Genomic DNA, 15,188 nt, shown 5'->3' on the forward strand with positions numbered 1-15,188 from the left:
GTCGTGGCGGAACGGGGTTAGTTGCTTTTGTGATGGCCTACTGCGTCACGCTTGACGTGGGCCTTGACCATGCTGACAGCAGGTTTCGCGTTCGTGTTGGACGCGCTGGCCTGTTTGTAGCGCTTGCTGCCGCCGGTGGTGCGCTCGGAATCGAGGGCGACAGTGGCGGAATCGGCGATTTCGGAAGGGATGTCCTGATCCACCATGGCGGAAGTTTTCGGCACCAGGATGGTGGAGCCGGCCTTCAGCACACTGCGGGTCGGGATGTTGTTTGCCATGCGGATCGCTTCCGGCGTGGTGCCGAATTTGTGGGCCAGGGAGGCGATGGATTCACGGGCGCTGCTGATCTTGTGCGTGGTCCAGCTGGAAAGCGCATGGGTCCACGATGCCAGGTTGGAGTAGAACTTCTCGACGTTTGCCTTCGGCAGCAGGATCTGGGTCTGGTCGTTGCCGGTGATGACAGGGCGGTTGAACTGCGGGTTCAAGGCCTTGAACTCGTCCACCGACATTTCGGCCAGCTTGGCGGCCACTGCCACGTCCATATCGCTGGTTTTTTCGACCGTCGCGAAGTAAGGCTGGTTGTCGATCTGCGGCAGGTTCAGGCCGAACTGCTGCGGGTTGGCGACGATATTCTTCACCGCTTGCAGCTTCGGCACGTAATTGCGGGTCTCGGCCGGCATCAGATCAGCCAGGCTGTCGAAATCGACCGGTTTGCCGGCGGCCTTGTTGCGCTGGACGGCTTTCTGCACATTGCCTTCGCCCCAGTTGTAGGCGGCCAGAGCCAGGTGCCAGTCGCCAAACATATCGTACAGGCGCTGCAGATAGGTCAGGGCGGCATCGGTCGAGGCAATAACCGAGCGGCGGTCGTCCTTGAACGCGCTCTGCTTCAGGTCATAGTCCTTGCCGGTGCCGGGCATGAACTGCCACAGGCCGGCGGCGGAAGCGCTGGACAGGGCGTTCGGGTTGAATGCGGATTCGATGAATGGCAGCAGGGCCAGTTCAGTCGGCATGCCGCGCTTTTCCAGCTCGCTGACCACGTGGTACAGGTAGAGCGAGGCGCGGGCCGAAGTGCGGGCCATGTAGTCCGGACGGTCGGCATACCACTTGGCATGCTTGGCCACCAGGGAGTTGTTCACGTCGGGAATGGCATAGCCGGAACGAATGCGGCCCCATACATCCGTCTCACGGAAGGTTTCTTCGCCCGCTACAGCTTGCTTGGCGAAGGTCTTGGGTGCGTCGGACGGGCTGGTTTTCGCCGGGGCGTTCAACGGCAGGGCCATGTCGGCTGCGTTGATCGCCGGGGCTGCGCTAGCGATCAGCGCGGCCAGCAGGGCGGTTTGAATTCGTGCTTGCATAGTTTTCCACTGTTGTCGGACAAGAAACATCGGACGGACTATCTAAACCCGGAGTGTAAGGATCATGCATGGTTCAGTCAAGCAAAAATGCGCTATGTCACTGATTTTCTTATGCAATTTTATGAGTTTATTCAGTGAAAGGGTATAATTGGCATCCAGTTTTAGCATTCAGGAATTGAAGATGAGCAAGTCCCCCGTGGATCATAGTGCCGTAATCGCAGCAACCCGGAAATGGGTGGAAAAGGCGGTGATCGGCCTGAACCTGTGTCCTTTCGCCAAGGCGGTCTATATCAAGGAACAGGTCCGCTATGTGGTGTCCGAGGCGGAAACGCCGGAGGAACTGCTGGAACTGCTGATGGACGAGCTTCAGTATCTGTCCGACACCCCGGCGGAAAAGGTCGACACGACCCTGATTATTCATCCAAACGTGCTGAACGACTTTGAGGAATATAACGAATTCCTTGATGTGGCCGACGCGGCCGTCGAGGATATGGAGCTGGAAGGCGAGATTCAGGTGGCCAGCTTCCACCCGGACTACCAGTTCGCCGACACGGATAAGAACGACATCGGCAACTACACCAACCGTTCGCCTTACCCGACCTTGCACCTGCTGCGCGAGGAAAGCATCGACCGCGCTGTGGAAGCTTTCCCGGAAGCCGAAGCCATTTTCGAGAAGAACATCGAAACCATGGAAGAACTGGGCCACGAGGGCTGGGATAAGCTGGGCCTTGAGGTGAAGTGATGAGCGAGCAGAAATTGCCTGAGCGGCCGGATACGCCTTGCGTGGCGGTCTGCTCGACCACTTTCGATGAGATCTGCCGCGGTTGCGGCCGGACTTATATCGAGGTGGCGCATTGGGTTTCCATGAGCGCCCAGGAGAAAGAAAAGGTCTGGACGCGCATTCTCGCGCAGGGCTATCCGCGCCGCAACACGTGACGCAATGGCGGATCAATGATCCGCCCTACGCTGCCCCCCCCGAGCTGCCGTGCGTTGCGACGATGGCCGGAATTCCCGCGCGGCGCATCCCGGATTTGTCACGCGGCGCCGCGTAGGGAGGGTCATTGACCCGCCGTGCCTGAATTACCAGGTGCCGATAAAATCCTTCTTGCCGATTTCCAGCCCGTTATGGCGCAGGATGTCATAAGCCGTGGTGGCGTGGAAGTAGAAGTGTGGCAGTGCGTAATGCACCAGATACTCCTGGCCCACCCAGTTCTTCAGCTTTTCACCGGAACCGGTAGTTACAGCGCGCTGGGCGCTTTCTTCGATGGCGGCCTTCGGCAGGCTGTCCAGGAAAGCGATGGTGCGCGTGATGCGCAGCTTCAGTTCACCAAAGGTCTTTTCCGTATCTTCATACGACGGCACATCCTGGCCGGCCAGGCGCGCGCCTGCGCCCTTGGCGAAGTCGGCAGCGATCTGGATCTGACGGGTGAAGGGCAGCATGTCCGGGAAGAGACGGAATTGCAACACTGCGTTCGGATCGATTTTCTTCGCTTCGATATGGGCCTCAGCCTTCTCCAGGATAACCAAAAGGCTATTCAGAATCTGGCGAAACACCGGAACGGACGCGGAATACATGGAAAACGACATAAGATGCTCCTCAGTTAAGAGCGGCGATCATAGCAAGAATGCTCTCAATAAGGGTGACTGTTCATAGAGTTTATGTGCATAATTGCTGATGGGTATGTTTTTCAACTCAACCGTCCTGCATGGCTAGTCATTTATACCGAAAACTGAGATCCCGTCTGAGCGCCCTGTATGGACTATCCATCTACGGCTCGCTGCTTCTGATGGTGTTTGGTGGACTGGTCATTCCCGCAGCAATCGGCAGTTATCTGCTGATCGGCGTGCACGAGCAGCAATCCGCACGCACCGCCCTGAACGAATCCCTGCAGCGCAACGCCGACATCCTGGCGCTCGGCATGCAGGAATCCCTGTGGAATATGAATGCGGAATCCGCCCACTCGCTGGTGGAATCCGTGATGCGCGACCGTTCCGTGCTGCGCGTGGAAGTGACCGGCCAGGCCGACACCCAGTTCATGCACATGGAGGCGCCCAAGCGCCAGATCGGCAATGTCTACCGCGCCGAGCGCGAGATCCTGGTGCGCGGCGAAAAGATCGGCCGCATCATGGTCGAGATGGACGACGCTCGCAGCCAGGCCGAGCTGCGCGACAAACAATGGTCTTACGTGTTCGTGCTGGCCGCCCAGCTGACCATGTCGCTGGTGCTGATCATCCTGTTCCTGAATTCGCGTTTGCTGAAGCCGCTGCGCAAGCTGATGCGCTTCTCCGACCGCCTGTCGCACGGCGATTTCGAAACCCGTATGGACTTGCGCAGCAACGATGAGCTGGGCCGCCTGGCCAGCCAGCTGGAGCAGATGCGGGTCGCGATCAAACACCTGTTCGAAGACATCGGCCAGCGCGAAGAGCGCTTCCGCACCATCGTGACCCAGGTGCCGGGCGCCGTGTTCCGCTACCGCCCGGATGGCCCGATCGATTTCGTGTCGGATGCCATTGAAGACATTTCCGGCTACTCCGCTTCGCAGTTCATGCGCAGCACGACGCACGCCTGGGCCAACCTGATTTGCCCGGAAGACCGCAAGCGTCAGCGCCGCACCGTGGTGGCCGCGCTGGAAGAGGGCAAGCCTTACGAAATTGAATACCGCATCATCGACGCCACCGGCACCGAGCGCTGGGTGGCGGAAAACGGCCAGCCGCAAATGGGCGAAGCGGGCCAGGCGAGCTGGGTGGACGGCATCATTTCCGACATCAGCCAGCGTAAGCACAACGAAATGCGCATCGAGGCCCTGCTGGCCGAGCAGAGCGCGATTCTGGACAACGTGATGTTCGGCGTGATGTTCGTACGCCATCGGACCATCGTGTCGGTCAACCGCCGCTGCGAAGAATTGTTCGGCTACGAGCCGGGCCAGATGGTGGGCTGCTCGACCGCGATAGTGTTCCCGACGTCCTTCGACTTCGAATCGGCCGGCGCGCGCCAGTACCCGACCCTGGGCGCAGGCGAATACTTCAGCGAGGAACGCCACTACCGCCGCCGCGATGGCACGCTGTTCTGGTGCATGGTGTCCGGCTGCGCGATCGACCAGAACCGCTCCAACGAAGGCTCGATCTGGGTCTACGCCGACATCACCGCGCGTAAGGAGGCGGAAGAAAAGCTGCGCCTGTCCGCCACGGTGCTGGAGCACATTGCCGACGGCGTGATGGTCATCGACGACAAGGGCACCATCGTGGCCGTGAATCCCGCCTTCACGCAAATCACCGGCTACACCGAAGCGGAAGCCCTGGGCCAGGACCGCAACCTCACGCGCTCCGGCCGTCACGACGACAGCTTCCACAACGAGTTGTGGAAAGAGCTGGTCACCACCGGCTACTGGCGCGGCGAGATCTGGAGCCTGCGCAAGAACGGCGAACAATACCTGGAGTGGCTGACCCTGACCGCCGTGCGCGACACGCACGGCGTCACCACCCACTACGTCGGCGTGTTCAGCGACATCACGCTGGTCAAGGAATCGCAGGAAAAGCTGGATCACCTGGCGCACCACGACCCGCTGACCCAGCTGCCGAACCGCCTGCTGTTCAACGACCGTCTGCAGCACGCCATCCAGCGCGCCACGCGCGACAACGAGCAGCTGGCGCTGCTGTTCATTGACCTGGACCGCTTCAAGAACGTCAACGACACGCTGGGCCACCATATCGGCGACGAGCTGCTGAAACAGGTGGCGCATGCGCTGTCCGAGAAGCTGCGCGAAGGCGATACGCTGGCGCGTCTGGGCGGCGACGAATTCATCGTGCTGCTGGAGAATGTGGACGGCCAGTACGGCGCCAGCCTGGTGGCCGAAAAACTGGTCGGCATGTTCGAACAGCCTTTCATGGTGGCTGGCCACGAGTTGTTCGTGACCTGCTCGGTGGGTATCTCGATCTTCCCTGGCGATGCGCCCGACCTGAACATGTTGATCCGTAACGCGGACGTGGCCATGTACCAGGCCAAGGCCCGCGGCCGTAACGGCTATCGCTTCTACGCGCCGTCGATGACGGGCGAGGGCGTGGAGCGCCTGCGCCTGGAAACCTTCCTGCGCCGCTCCATCGAGAAGGAAGAAGTCTTCCTGAACTACCAGCCGCAAGTCGAAATCGATACGGGCCGCCTGATCGGCGTGGAAGCGCTGGTGCGCTGGAACCACCCGGAACTGGGTCTGGTGCCGCCGATCCGCTTCATTCCGCTGGCCGAGGACACCGGCTTCATCAACCAGCTGGGCAAGTGGGTGCTGTACGAAGCCTGCCGCCAGATGGTGCGCTGGCAGGAAGGCGGTCTGAATGTGCCGAAGATTGCCGTCAACCTGTCCGCCAAGCAGTTCGATCGCGGCTCGATGGTCGCCATGGTGCGCGACATTTTGGCCGAAACGGGCCTGGAGCCGCATCGCCTGCAGCTGGAAGTGACCGAGTCGCTGATCATGAACACCGGCGACGCGCTGGCCTTCATCAACGACCTGCACGCGGTAGGCGTCTCACTGGCGATTGACGATTTCGGTACCGGCTATTCCTCGCTGGCCTACCTGAAGCAGATGCCGGTGCAGACGTTGAAGATCGACCGCAGCTTCATCAAGGATATTTCAACCGACGTCAACGACGAGGCCATCGCCATTGCGATTATCCAGCTGGGTAAGAGCATGAACCTGTCCGTCATCGCGGAAGGCGTGGAGACGGACGAGCAGGCGGCCTTCCTGCTGCGCCACGGTTGCAATCAGGCGCAGGGCTACTTCTACAGCCGTCCGGTGATGCCGGACGACCTGCTGCAGCGCTGGCTGCCATAAAAGGGAACAATACGGATGCTAAAGCCGACCCGTTTTTCGAGAAGGCGCTTCCTGCTGAGCGGCGTGGCCGTGGCAGGGGCGATGATTGTGGGCTGGGGCGTGATGCCGCCGCGCCAGCGCCTGAAAAGCAAACAAGCCTTGCCGCTACAGGATGGCGATGTCGCCCTGAACGGCTGGATTGCGATCTCGCCCGATAACACGGTATCCCTGGCCATGCCGCGCGCCGAAATGGGGCAGGGCGTGCATACCGCGCTGCCCATGCTGGTGGCGGAAGAGTTGGATGTGCCGCTGTCGTCGATCCGCCTGGTGCAGGCGCCGATCGACAAGATCTACAGCAATGTCGCGGTGCTGCGCGAGAACCTGCCTTTCCATCCGGACGATGAGGGCAATGTGAAGCATTTCTCCCAGTGGATGCTGGGGAAAGTGGCGCGTGAGCTGGGCATCATCATTACCGGCGGTTCGTCCAGCGTGAAGGATGCATGGGGACCGATGCGCGAAGCCGGCGCCACCGCGCGCGGCTTGCTGGTGGCCGAAGCGGCGCGTCAATGGAAAGTGCCGCCGGAGCAGGTGCGCACCGAAGACGGTTACCTGTATCACGACATCAGCAACCGGAAAGCCAGCTACGGCAGCCTGGCGGCGCCTGCCGCCGTCGGCCAGCCGAACGAAATCAAGCTCAAAGATCCGCACAATTTCCGCCTCGTTGGCCAAAGCACGCCGCGCCGCGATTCGCGTATCAAGTCCGAGGGCACGGCGACGTTCGGTATCGATGCGCGGCCGGAAGGCATGATTTACGCGGCGGTGCGCATGTCGCCTTACGTCGGTGGCAGCATCAAAGGCATCAATCCGGCCGACGTGCTGCATATGCCGGGTGTGCTGAGTGTGATCGATTTCAGCGGCGCCATCGAACCGAATATGGGCGCCGGCGCCGGCGTGGCCGTTGTCGCCAAAACCTTCTGGCAAGCGAAGCAGGCCGCGGCGGCGCTGGCGATCCGCTGGGAGCCCGGCCCGGCGGGCAAGATCTCCAGCGAACAGATTTACGCCGAGATTTCGGACGCGCTGGAAAAGGAAAGCGGTTTTACCTATCACAGCAGCGGCGATATGAAGGCCGCCGCAAAGAGCGCGCTGCGCTCGGTGAAGTCCGAATACCGCGCGCCCTTCATGGCGCATGCGACCATGGAGCCGATCAATTGCACGGCCCAGGTCAAGGATGGCAAGGCCCATGTCTGGCTCGGCACCCAGGCGCAGACCTTTGCGGTGCGTGCAGCGTCCATCGCGGCGGCCGTAAAAGAATCGGACGTCGTTCTGCATGAGCACCTGCTGGGCGGGGGCTTCGGGCGCCGCCTGGAGGCGGACATGGTGGCGCAAGCCGTCGCCGTGGCGCGCGAATGCAAAGGCGCACCGGTGCAAGTCATCTGGACCCGCGAAGAGGACATCACGCACGACGTCTACCGTCCCTGCGCGATTGCGCAATTCCAGGGCGGCCTGGATGAAGGCGGTAATTTGATCAGCTGGGAAGTGAAGTCCGGCGGCGGAGCGCTGAACCACCAGTTCGGCAAGCGCAATCTCGCACTGCCGGCGGCTGGCCCGGACCGCGCCACGTCCGAGGGCGCTTACGATATGCAGTACGAGGTGCCGAATCAGCAGATCGCGCACGTCATCGTGCCAAGCGCCGTCCCGCTGGGGAACTGGCGCTCGGTGGGCCATTCGCACAACGCCTTTTTCAAGGAAAGCTTCATCGACGAGATGGCGCATGCGGCGGGCAAGAATCCGGTGGAATTCCGCCGCACCATGCTGCTGAATCATCCACGCGACCTGGCGGTGCTGAATGCGGCTGTGACCAAGGCCGGTACGCCGCCGGAAGGCCGCGCACATGGCGTGGCGCTGCATCAGTCCTTCGGTACGATTGTCGCGCAGGTGGCGGAAGTGTCGGTGATCGGCAAGCAGATCAAGGTGCACAAGGTGGTGTGCGCCATCGACTGCGGGCTGGCGGTCAATCCGAACATCATTGCGCAGCAGGTGGAATCGGCAGTGGTGTGGGGACTTTCCGGTGCGCTGAGCGGCGAGATTACGATCAAGGATGGCAAGGTCGAACAGAGCAATTTCGGCGATTTCCCCGTGCCGCGCATGAACGAAGTGCCGCACGTTGAAACCGTGATTATCCTGAGTACCGAGCCGCCGGAGGGTGTCGGCGAACCGGCAACGCCGCCGGTCGCCCCGGCAATTGCCAACGCCGTCTTCCAGCTGACCGGCCAGCGTCTCAGAAGCCTGCCACTGCGCCTGGCGTAGGGCGGATCATCGATCCGCCGCTTTGGCGCCGCCAATCAGCATGCACGGCGGATCAATGATCCGCCCTACGTGGCAGCGTCCAGCAGGGACTTCAGATTGCATTCCCGCTGCCACTGCTGGCGCTCCGGCGTCGAGCGCGCCTGACGCGCAAGTTCATCCTCGGACAGCGCGGCCTGGGTTTCAATCAGGCGATGCGCAACGTTCGGGTCCGGCAGCATGGTGCCGAAAAACGCCACGTTTTCGTGCTTCTGAATCAGCAGGGTAGGGAAGTTCTCGACATCCAGGTCGCCGACGATATCGGCGTGGTCCTCGATGTCCACCCAGAGGAAATACTTGTCGGGATGGCGCGACGCCAGCTCCTCGAACACGGCGCGGTAGCTGGAACAGGTGCCGCACCATGCCGCGCACAGGCAGGCCACGATCAGGCGGTCCTGAGCCAGTGCGGTTGCCACTTCGGCGCGGTTATCTGCATGTAAAGTAGTGCTGTGCATGGGGACGTATTGTACATGGCAGGTTAAAATATCGCTTATGCCTATCATTCTTGCCATCGAAACGTCCTCCGAAATGGCCTCCTGCGCGTTGCTGCGCGGCGGGGAGGTAATCTTCCGCGAATCCTCCGGCGTGCGCACGCACTCGCAATCCGTGCTGCCCATGGTGCAGGAGCTGCTGGACGAGGCGGGCATCGCTTTGCGCGATTGCGACGCGATTGCCTATGGTGCTGGCCCGGGTTCGTTCACCGGCGTGCGCACGGCCTGCGGCATTTCGCAGGGCCTGGGCTTTGGCGCCGAGCTGCCGCTGGTACCCGTGGTGACGCTGGATGCGATGGCGCTGGCCTGCCGTCAGGCGCACGGCGCCGACGCGGTGCTGGCCGTGCTGGATGCACGCATGAATGAGGTGTACTGGGCGCAGTACCGCTTCGACGGCGACGCGCCGGTCGCAACCCTCGAACCCGCGCTATCCGCGCCACAGGACGTTGTGCCCGCGCCGGGCGCGCTCGCTGCCGCCCCCGTGGCCGCCTCCACTGGCGCCGCGGCTTCGGCGCCCTCCGGCTCCGCTGCGTCCGCGTTGGCCGCTTGCGGCAATGGCTTCTCGGCCTATCCGGATGCCTTTGCCGGCAAGCCTTTCGCGGCTGGCGCCTACGCGAACATCATGCCGCACGCCGTGCAAATCGCCCAACTGGGCGCGCGCCTGTTCGAAGCCGGCCACGCCGTGCCCGCAGCGCAAGCGCAACCGCTCTACCTGCGCAACAAGGTCGCGTACACCAAGGAAGAGCGCGCAGAAATGAAGGCGTCGCAGGCATGAAACAACACGTCTGGGATCTGGCGCGGCTGGTCTACGAGCCAATGCAGGAAGGCGATCTGGATGAAGTGGTAGCCGTCGAACAGGCGGTCTATCCGCATCCCTGGACGCGTGCTAATTTTTCCGATTCGCTGGCACAGGGATATCAGGCCTGGGTGCTGCGTGCGCAGGACCGCGAGCTGCTTGGCTATTTTCTGATCATGGCGATTGTCGACGAAGCCCATTTGCTGAATGTGGCGGTGTCGGCGCAGTGGCAGGGCAAGGGATTGGGACGCTTTCTGCTGAATCAGTCAGTGGCTTTGGCGCGCGGGCTGGGCATGGAGTCTATGCTGCTGGAAGTGCGTCCATCGAACGTACGCGCGCTGGAGATCTACCAGCGCTACGGCTTTAACGAAATCGGTCGCCGCAAGGGCTACTACCCGGCCGCGAACCAGCAACGCGAGGACGCAATCGTCATGCGTTATGCCCTATGAGCGGATCGCTGCCACACCGCAGCGCGGTGTTCCTTGAAGAGATGGGCGTGGGGCCGCAGTGGCGCCTGCGCGCGCGTGCAGCCGATGTTGCCGCAGATGCGGTCGCCGAAGCTGCTGCCATCGCTGCGACTGAGGTTTCAGCCGCCGCACCATCGCCCGCGCCCGTGACCTCCGCCACCGCCGCCGCCGCATCGCCTGCGCCTGTGACCTCCTCCGCTGCCGCGATCCAGTCCGCGCCACCCGCCGCCCAGCGACAAGCATTCCCTGCCGCGCCGCAGCCATCCGCGCTTGCCGCGCAGCAGCCTGCATCCGCCGCGCCGGCGCAAGCGTCGGCATGGAATGACACGCCCGCAGCATCGACCGCCGCTTCGCCAGCGCAAGACTCAGCCTGGGACGACATGCCCGCAGCACCAGACGCCGCTGCACATGCGCGCCGGCCCGCGCCAGCTGCGCCTGCGCAAGAATCAGCATGGGACGACATGCCCGTAGCATCAGGCGCCGCTGCATCGCAGCCTCCCGCAGCACATGCGCGCCGGCCTGCGCCAGCTGCGCCTGCGCAAGAATCAGCGTGGGGCGACGCGCCGGCAGCGCCGGGCGCTGTCGCGCCGCAGCCTTCTGCAGCCGCTACGCGTTCTCAGCCTGCGCCCGCCGCGCAGCAACCGTCCGCGCCTGCGGCAGGGCCTCAACACACGCCAGCCGCGCGGCAACCGTCCGCGCCTGCGGCAGGGGCACGGCATACGTCGGCCGCACCTGCGCCTGCGGCGCCGGCGCGGGAGTCGGCTTGGGATGATGACGTGCCGGCCGTGCCGCGAGCCGCGGCTCACCAGCCACGTGCGGCTGCCGCGCGCTCGCAAGCCAGCGGTCCGGTGACGGACGAGGAAATCGCAGCGATGGACTGGCCGGAGCTGCAAGCGGCTGTGAAATCGTGCACGCGCTGCAACCTGTGCAAAACGCGCGAAACCGCCGTCACTGGTCGCGGCGACGAGCAGGCAAGCTGGCTGGTGCTCGATACTGCGCCAAATCAGGACGATGAAGAATTCGCCGAGCCGATCACCGGTAATCCTGGCCGCCTGCTGGACAATATGCTGCGCGCAGTGAATCAGAGCACGGAGAAGGGCGCGTATATCACCACGCTGGTGAAATGCCGTCCCGCGAACGAAGACGGCAGCCAGCGCCTGCCGACCGCGCAAGAGCTGCAAGCCTGCCGTCCGTATCTGGAACGCGAGTTGCAGCTGACGCAAGCGAAGGTCGTGGTCGCCGTCGGCCATACCAGCGCCAAAGGTCTGCTCGGCGCCGCCGCGCGTGGACGCATCATGCTGCACGGCGAAGTGCCGGTCGTGGCAACCTATCATCCAACCGACCTGCTGAAGCGGCCGGAAGAAAAGGCCAAGGCATGGGCCGACCTGTGCCTGGCCAAGTCCGCCCATGCCGGACGCCGCTAAACCGGCAGCATCCACTTACCAGGCGCGCTTCCAGCGCACATGGGGCCACCTGACGCGCCCCCATGTGCGCGCACTGGCCTGGCTGCTTGATTCCCCCGACCTGCTCGATGCGAACAGCGCTCACTGGCACGGTAAGATCGCGGCACTTGGCGCGCCAACGCCCGCCGTCGCCAACTGGCTGGCCGACCTCGACGCCGATCCGACGCCGGTCGAGCAAGCCCTCGGCAACCGCTTCTACTCACGCCTTGGCCTGTACGCTGAAAAGCTGATGGCCTTCTATTACGCCGAACAAGGCGTACTGGCCGCGCACGGCCTGCAAATCCGCGATGGACGCAATGGCACCATCGGCGAATTCGACTTCCTGCTGCGCGAGGAGGGCGGCTTGCGCCATATCGAATTCGCGACCAAGTTCTATCTGCTCGATGGCCAACCCGATCCGGGCAAATTCAATCACCTCGTCGGACCAAATCTGGCCGATACGCTGGGGCTCAAGATGCGCAAGATCTTCAGCCATCAGCTGCAAATCTCGCGGCATCCGGCCGCGCAGCTGGTGCTGCCGGAGCCGGTCGTGAAAGCGCAGGCGCTGGTGAAGGGCTGGCTGTTTTACGAAGAAGGCAGGGAGTGGAATATTGAAGGCGTGTCGCCCGGCCATTGCCGCGGATATTGGCGCACCTTGTCCGCACAAGCCGCGGCGGAAGGCGAGCGCTTCGTGGTCATGCCGCGCCTGCAGTGGCTGGCGCCGCTGAAGATCGCTGCAGCGCGCCCGGCGCTGGGCGAGGCTGCGCAACTGCCGCCAACACCGGCGCCGCTGACGCGCGACGAGTTGCTGCAAGTGCTAGCTGAAAAATTCGCCATCGATCCATCGCCTGTGATGGTCGCGACGGTGGCCGAGGCGGATGGCTGGCTGGTGGAAACGGAGCGCGGCTTCGTGGTGCCGGACGACTGGCGCGACCGAGCCCGGACGCGCCGTGAAAGCGGAAGCCTGCCGCTGTAGGGCGGATCGTCCGATCCGCCGTGCCCGAACAGCGTTAGTGCTTGTGCTCGCCGATCAGCGCAAGCGAATCGTGCTCGCGCTGGTTGGCTGCATGCACGCGCATCACCATCAGCATGGTTCCCGCGACGAAGAGCCCGAACAGCACGATGATGACATTGAGATCCAGGCGCAGGCGCAGCATCAGCGAGTAGATGGCCAGCATGGTCAGGATCGACAGATTCTCATTGAAGTTCTGTACGGCGATCGAATGGCCAGCGCTCATCAGCACGTGGCCGCGGTGCTGCAGCAGGGCGTTCATCGGCACGACGAAGAAACCGGACAGAATGCCGACCAGTACCAGCAGCGGATACGCCAGATAAGTCGTATCGACGAAGATCATGCCCATCACGATCACGCCCATCGCGATACCCAGCGGGATCACGGTCAGCGATTTGCGCAGGCTGATGAAACGGGCCGACAGCGCCGCGCCCAGCGCCACACCGATTGCGACCATGCCGACGGTGCTGGTGGCCTTGTCAAAGCTCATGTGCAGCGATTTCTTGGCCCACTCCAGCACGATCAGCTGCAGGGTTGCGCCGGCGCCCCAGAACAGGGTGGTCACGGCGAGGGAAATCTGGCCCAGCTTGTCCTTCCACAGGATCACGCAGCAGTTGGAGAAGTCGGTGATCAGCTTGACCGGATTGCGCTCCTGATGAGGATAGACGCAGCCGGTATCGGGAATCTTCAGATTGAACAGGGCCGCCAGCACATACGTACCGCCGACCACGCACAGCGCCATTTCGGTGGTGGTGTCGATGCCGGTGTCGATGTAAGGAAGGTCGATACTCATCAGCCAGGCCGACACGCGGCCCGCGACCAGTGCACCGCCCATTACGGTGCCGAAAATAATCGAGGTCACCGTCAAACCTTCAATCCAGCCATTTGCCGCCACGAGTTTCTCGGCGGGAAGCAATTCGGTCAGGATGCCGTATTTAGCCGGCGAATAAATCGCCGCGCCAAAACCCACGACCGCATAAGCAGCCAGCGGATGCACATGCGTGAAAATGAGAATGCAGCCGAAAATCTTAATCAGGTTCGCAATGAACATGACGCGGCCTTTGGGCAGCGCGTCAGCGAAAGCGCCCACAAATGCAGCCAAAAGCACGTAAAACAGCACAAACGACAGCTTCAGGAGCGGCGTAATCCACGCCGGGGATTTCATGGAAACGAGCAGGTCGATCGCCACGAACAACAATGCGTTGTCCGCCAGCGACGAAAAGAACTGCGCTGCCATGATGGTATAAAAACCACGATTCATTCTGGGGCCCGAAAACTTATCTCGGCATGCTTTATACCATGGAAAGGGTGGTTTCCCAAGAAATCACACCCGTGCCTAAGACCCCTCTAAGGTAAAATGCGGGATTCCTTTTCGACCCTCGTTTTACGCCATGCCAAGGCCCATCGAAGCACGCATCCATATTGATTCAATGAAACACAATCTGGCCCGTGCGCGGGCCTGTGCGCCGCAGTCCAAAGCCTGGGCCGTGCTCAAGGCCAACGGCTACGGCCACGGGCTGGAACGTGCGATGCGCGGCTTCGCGGAGGCGGACGGCCTGGCGCTGATCGAGCCCGACAACGCGTTGCGCCTGCGCCAGCTGGGCTGGACCAAGCCCATCCTGCTGCTGGAAGGTTTCTTCGACGCGGCCGACATCGAAATGATGGCCGAGCATGACATCAACGGTTCGGTCCATTGCAACGAGCAGATCGACCTGCTGGCAGCCGCCCGCCTGCCGCGCGCCGTCAATGTGCATCTCAAAATGAACACCGGCATGAACCGCCTCGGCTTCAAGCCGGAAGCGTTCCGCGCCGCTTACGAGCGCCTGCGCGCGCTGCCGCAGGTAGGCGAGATCACGCTGATGACCCACTTCGCCAACGCCGACGAGCGCGCCCATCCCTGCATGCCGATCGATGAACAGATCCGCCGCTTCCAGGCCGCGACTGACGGCATTCCGGGCCAGCGCAGCCTGTCCAATTCGGCTGGCATTTTCCTGATGCCGGACCTGGGCACGGCGCTGCCGAGCGACTGGGTTCGTCCCGGCATCATGCTGTATGGCGGCACGCCGGGCGGCAAGACGGCGGAAGAATTCGGCCTGCTGCCGGCCATGACGCTGGCCAGCGAAATTATCGGCATCCAGGACATCGCCAAGGGCGACTTTGTCGGCTATGGCAGCCGCTTCGAGGCGGAAGGTCCGATGCGCATTGGCGTAGTGGCTTGTGGCTATGCGGACGGCTATCCGCGCCATGCGCCGGTCGATACACCGGTGCTGGTGAACGGCGTGCGCACCCGTATCGTGGGCCGTGTGTCGATGGACATGCTGACCGTGGATCTTGGCCCGGTGCCGGATGCGAAGATCGGTAGTGAAGTCACTCTGTGGGGTAAAGGCCTGCCGATCGATGACGTGGCAACTGCCGCCGGCACCATCGGCTATGAGCTGATGTGCGCCGTGGCGCCGCGTGTGCGCGTGGTCGAGGCCTGA

Annotated in this window: 13 protein-coding genes; 9 read left to right on the forward strand and 4 right to left on the reverse strand. The window is 62.7% G+C overall.

Annotation, left to right across the window (positions count from 1 at the left end):
* Positions 1–17: 17 nt before the first annotated feature.
* Positions 18–1,355: a transglycosylase SLT domain-containing protein gene (locus AB4Z19_RS26980; protein ID WP_442027444.1), complete on the reverse strand. Its 1,338-nt coding sequence runs from the start codon at positions 1,353–1,355 to the stop codon at positions 18–20.
* A 181-nt stretch (positions 1,356–1,536) separates the two neighbouring features.
* On the opposite strand from AB4Z19_RS26980, the gene AB4Z19_RS26985 reads away from it, so the two are divergent.
* Complete coding sequence (locus AB4Z19_RS26985; protein ID WP_442027443.1) at positions 1,537–2,097, forward strand: DUF1415 domain-containing protein; 561 nt, start codon at positions 1,537–1,539, stop codon at positions 2,095–2,097.
* Positions 2,097–2,291: a DUF1289 domain-containing protein gene (locus AB4Z19_RS26990; RefSeq protein ID WP_442027442.1), complete on the forward strand. Its 195-nt coding sequence runs from the start codon at positions 2,097–2,099 to the stop codon at positions 2,289–2,291. The genes AB4Z19_RS26985 and AB4Z19_RS26990 overlap by 1 nt, the downstream gene beginning before the upstream one ends.
* 144 nt (positions 2,292–2,435) lie before the next feature.
* On the opposite strand, the gene AB4Z19_RS26995 is transcribed toward AB4Z19_RS26990, so the two are convergent.
* Positions 2,436–2,942 carry a DUF1993 domain-containing protein gene (locus AB4Z19_RS26995; RefSeq protein WP_442027441.1) on the reverse strand — a complete coding sequence of 169 codons (507 nt, stop codon included), beginning with the start codon at positions 2,940–2,942 and terminating at the stop codon, positions 2,436–2,438.
* Positions 2,943–3,061: 119 nt separating this feature from the next.
* Here AB4Z19_RS26995 and AB4Z19_RS27000 point away from each other — a divergent pair, with 119 nt between their 5' ends.
* Positions 3,062–6,178: an EAL domain-containing protein gene (locus tag AB4Z19_RS27000; RefSeq protein ID WP_442036664.1), complete on the forward strand. Its 3,117-nt coding sequence runs from the start codon at positions 3,062–3,064 to the stop codon at positions 6,176–6,178.
* Between the two features lie 15 nt (positions 6,179–6,193).
* Positions 6,194–8,464 (forward strand): molybdopterin cofactor-binding domain-containing protein, encoded by a 2,271-nt coding sequence (locus tag AB4Z19_RS27005; protein WP_442027544.1) that lies wholly within the window; start codon positions 6,194–6,196, stop codon positions 8,462–8,464.
* 65 nt (positions 8,465–8,529) lie between these two features.
* Here AB4Z19_RS27005 and AB4Z19_RS27010 read toward each other — a convergent pair whose 3' ends face one another.
* Positions 8,530–8,955, reverse strand: a complete 426-nt coding sequence (locus AB4Z19_RS27010; protein ID WP_442027545.1) for a thioredoxin family protein — start codon at positions 8,953–8,955, stop codon at positions 8,530–8,532.
* 37 nt (positions 8,956–8,992) lie between these two features.
* On the opposite strand from AB4Z19_RS27010, the gene tsaB reads away from it, so the two are divergent.
* The 4 genes from tsaB to AB4Z19_RS27030 are packed head-to-tail and all read left to right on the forward strand — an operon-like array spanning position 8,993 to position 12,672.
* Positions 8,993–9,766, forward strand: a complete 774-nt coding sequence (gene tsaB, locus AB4Z19_RS27015; RefSeq protein ID WP_442027546.1) for a tRNA (adenosine(37)-N6)-threonylcarbamoyltransferase complex dimerization subunit type 1 TsaB — start codon at positions 8,993–8,995, stop codon at positions 9,764–9,766.
* Positions 9,763–10,236, forward strand: a complete 474-nt coding sequence (gene rimI / locus AB4Z19_RS27020; protein WP_442027548.1) for a ribosomal protein S18-alanine N-acetyltransferase — start codon at positions 9,763–9,765, stop codon at positions 10,234–10,236. Before tsaB ends, rimI begins: the two co-directional genes overlap by 4 nt.
* Positions 10,233–11,678 carry a uracil-DNA glycosylase gene (locus AB4Z19_RS27025; RefSeq protein ID WP_442036666.1) on the forward strand — a complete coding sequence of 482 codons (1,446 nt, stop codon included), beginning with the start codon at positions 10,233–10,235 and terminating at the stop codon, positions 11,676–11,678. The genes rimI and AB4Z19_RS27025 overlap by 4 nt, the downstream gene beginning before the upstream one ends.
* On the forward strand, positions 11,662–12,672 hold the full coding sequence (locus AB4Z19_RS27030) for a DUF1853 family protein (RefSeq protein ID WP_442026044.1): 1,011 nt from the start codon (positions 11,662–11,664) through the stop codon (positions 12,670–12,672). Before AB4Z19_RS27025 ends, AB4Z19_RS27030 begins: the two co-directional genes overlap by 17 nt.
* 34 nt (positions 12,673–12,706) lie before the next feature.
* Here the strand turns inward: AB4Z19_RS27030 and lplT are convergent, their stop codons facing one another.
* Positions 12,707–13,969 (reverse strand): lysophospholipid transporter LplT, encoded by a 1,263-nt coding sequence (gene lplT / locus AB4Z19_RS27035; protein WP_442026045.1) that lies wholly within the window; start codon positions 13,967–13,969, stop codon positions 12,707–12,709.
* A gap of 130 nt (positions 13,970–14,099) precedes the next feature.
* Here lplT and alr point away from each other — a divergent pair, with 130 nt between their 5' ends.
* Positions 14,100–15,188 (forward strand): alanine racemase, encoded by a 1,089-nt coding sequence (alr, locus tag AB4Z19_RS27040; RefSeq protein ID WP_442036668.1) that lies wholly within the window; start codon positions 14,100–14,102, stop codon positions 15,186–15,188.

Source organism: Pseudoduganella sp. RAF19, from assembly GCF_052114165.1.
Classification (GTDB): Bacteria; Pseudomonadota; Gammaproteobacteria; order Burkholderiales; family Burkholderiaceae_D; genus Rugamonas.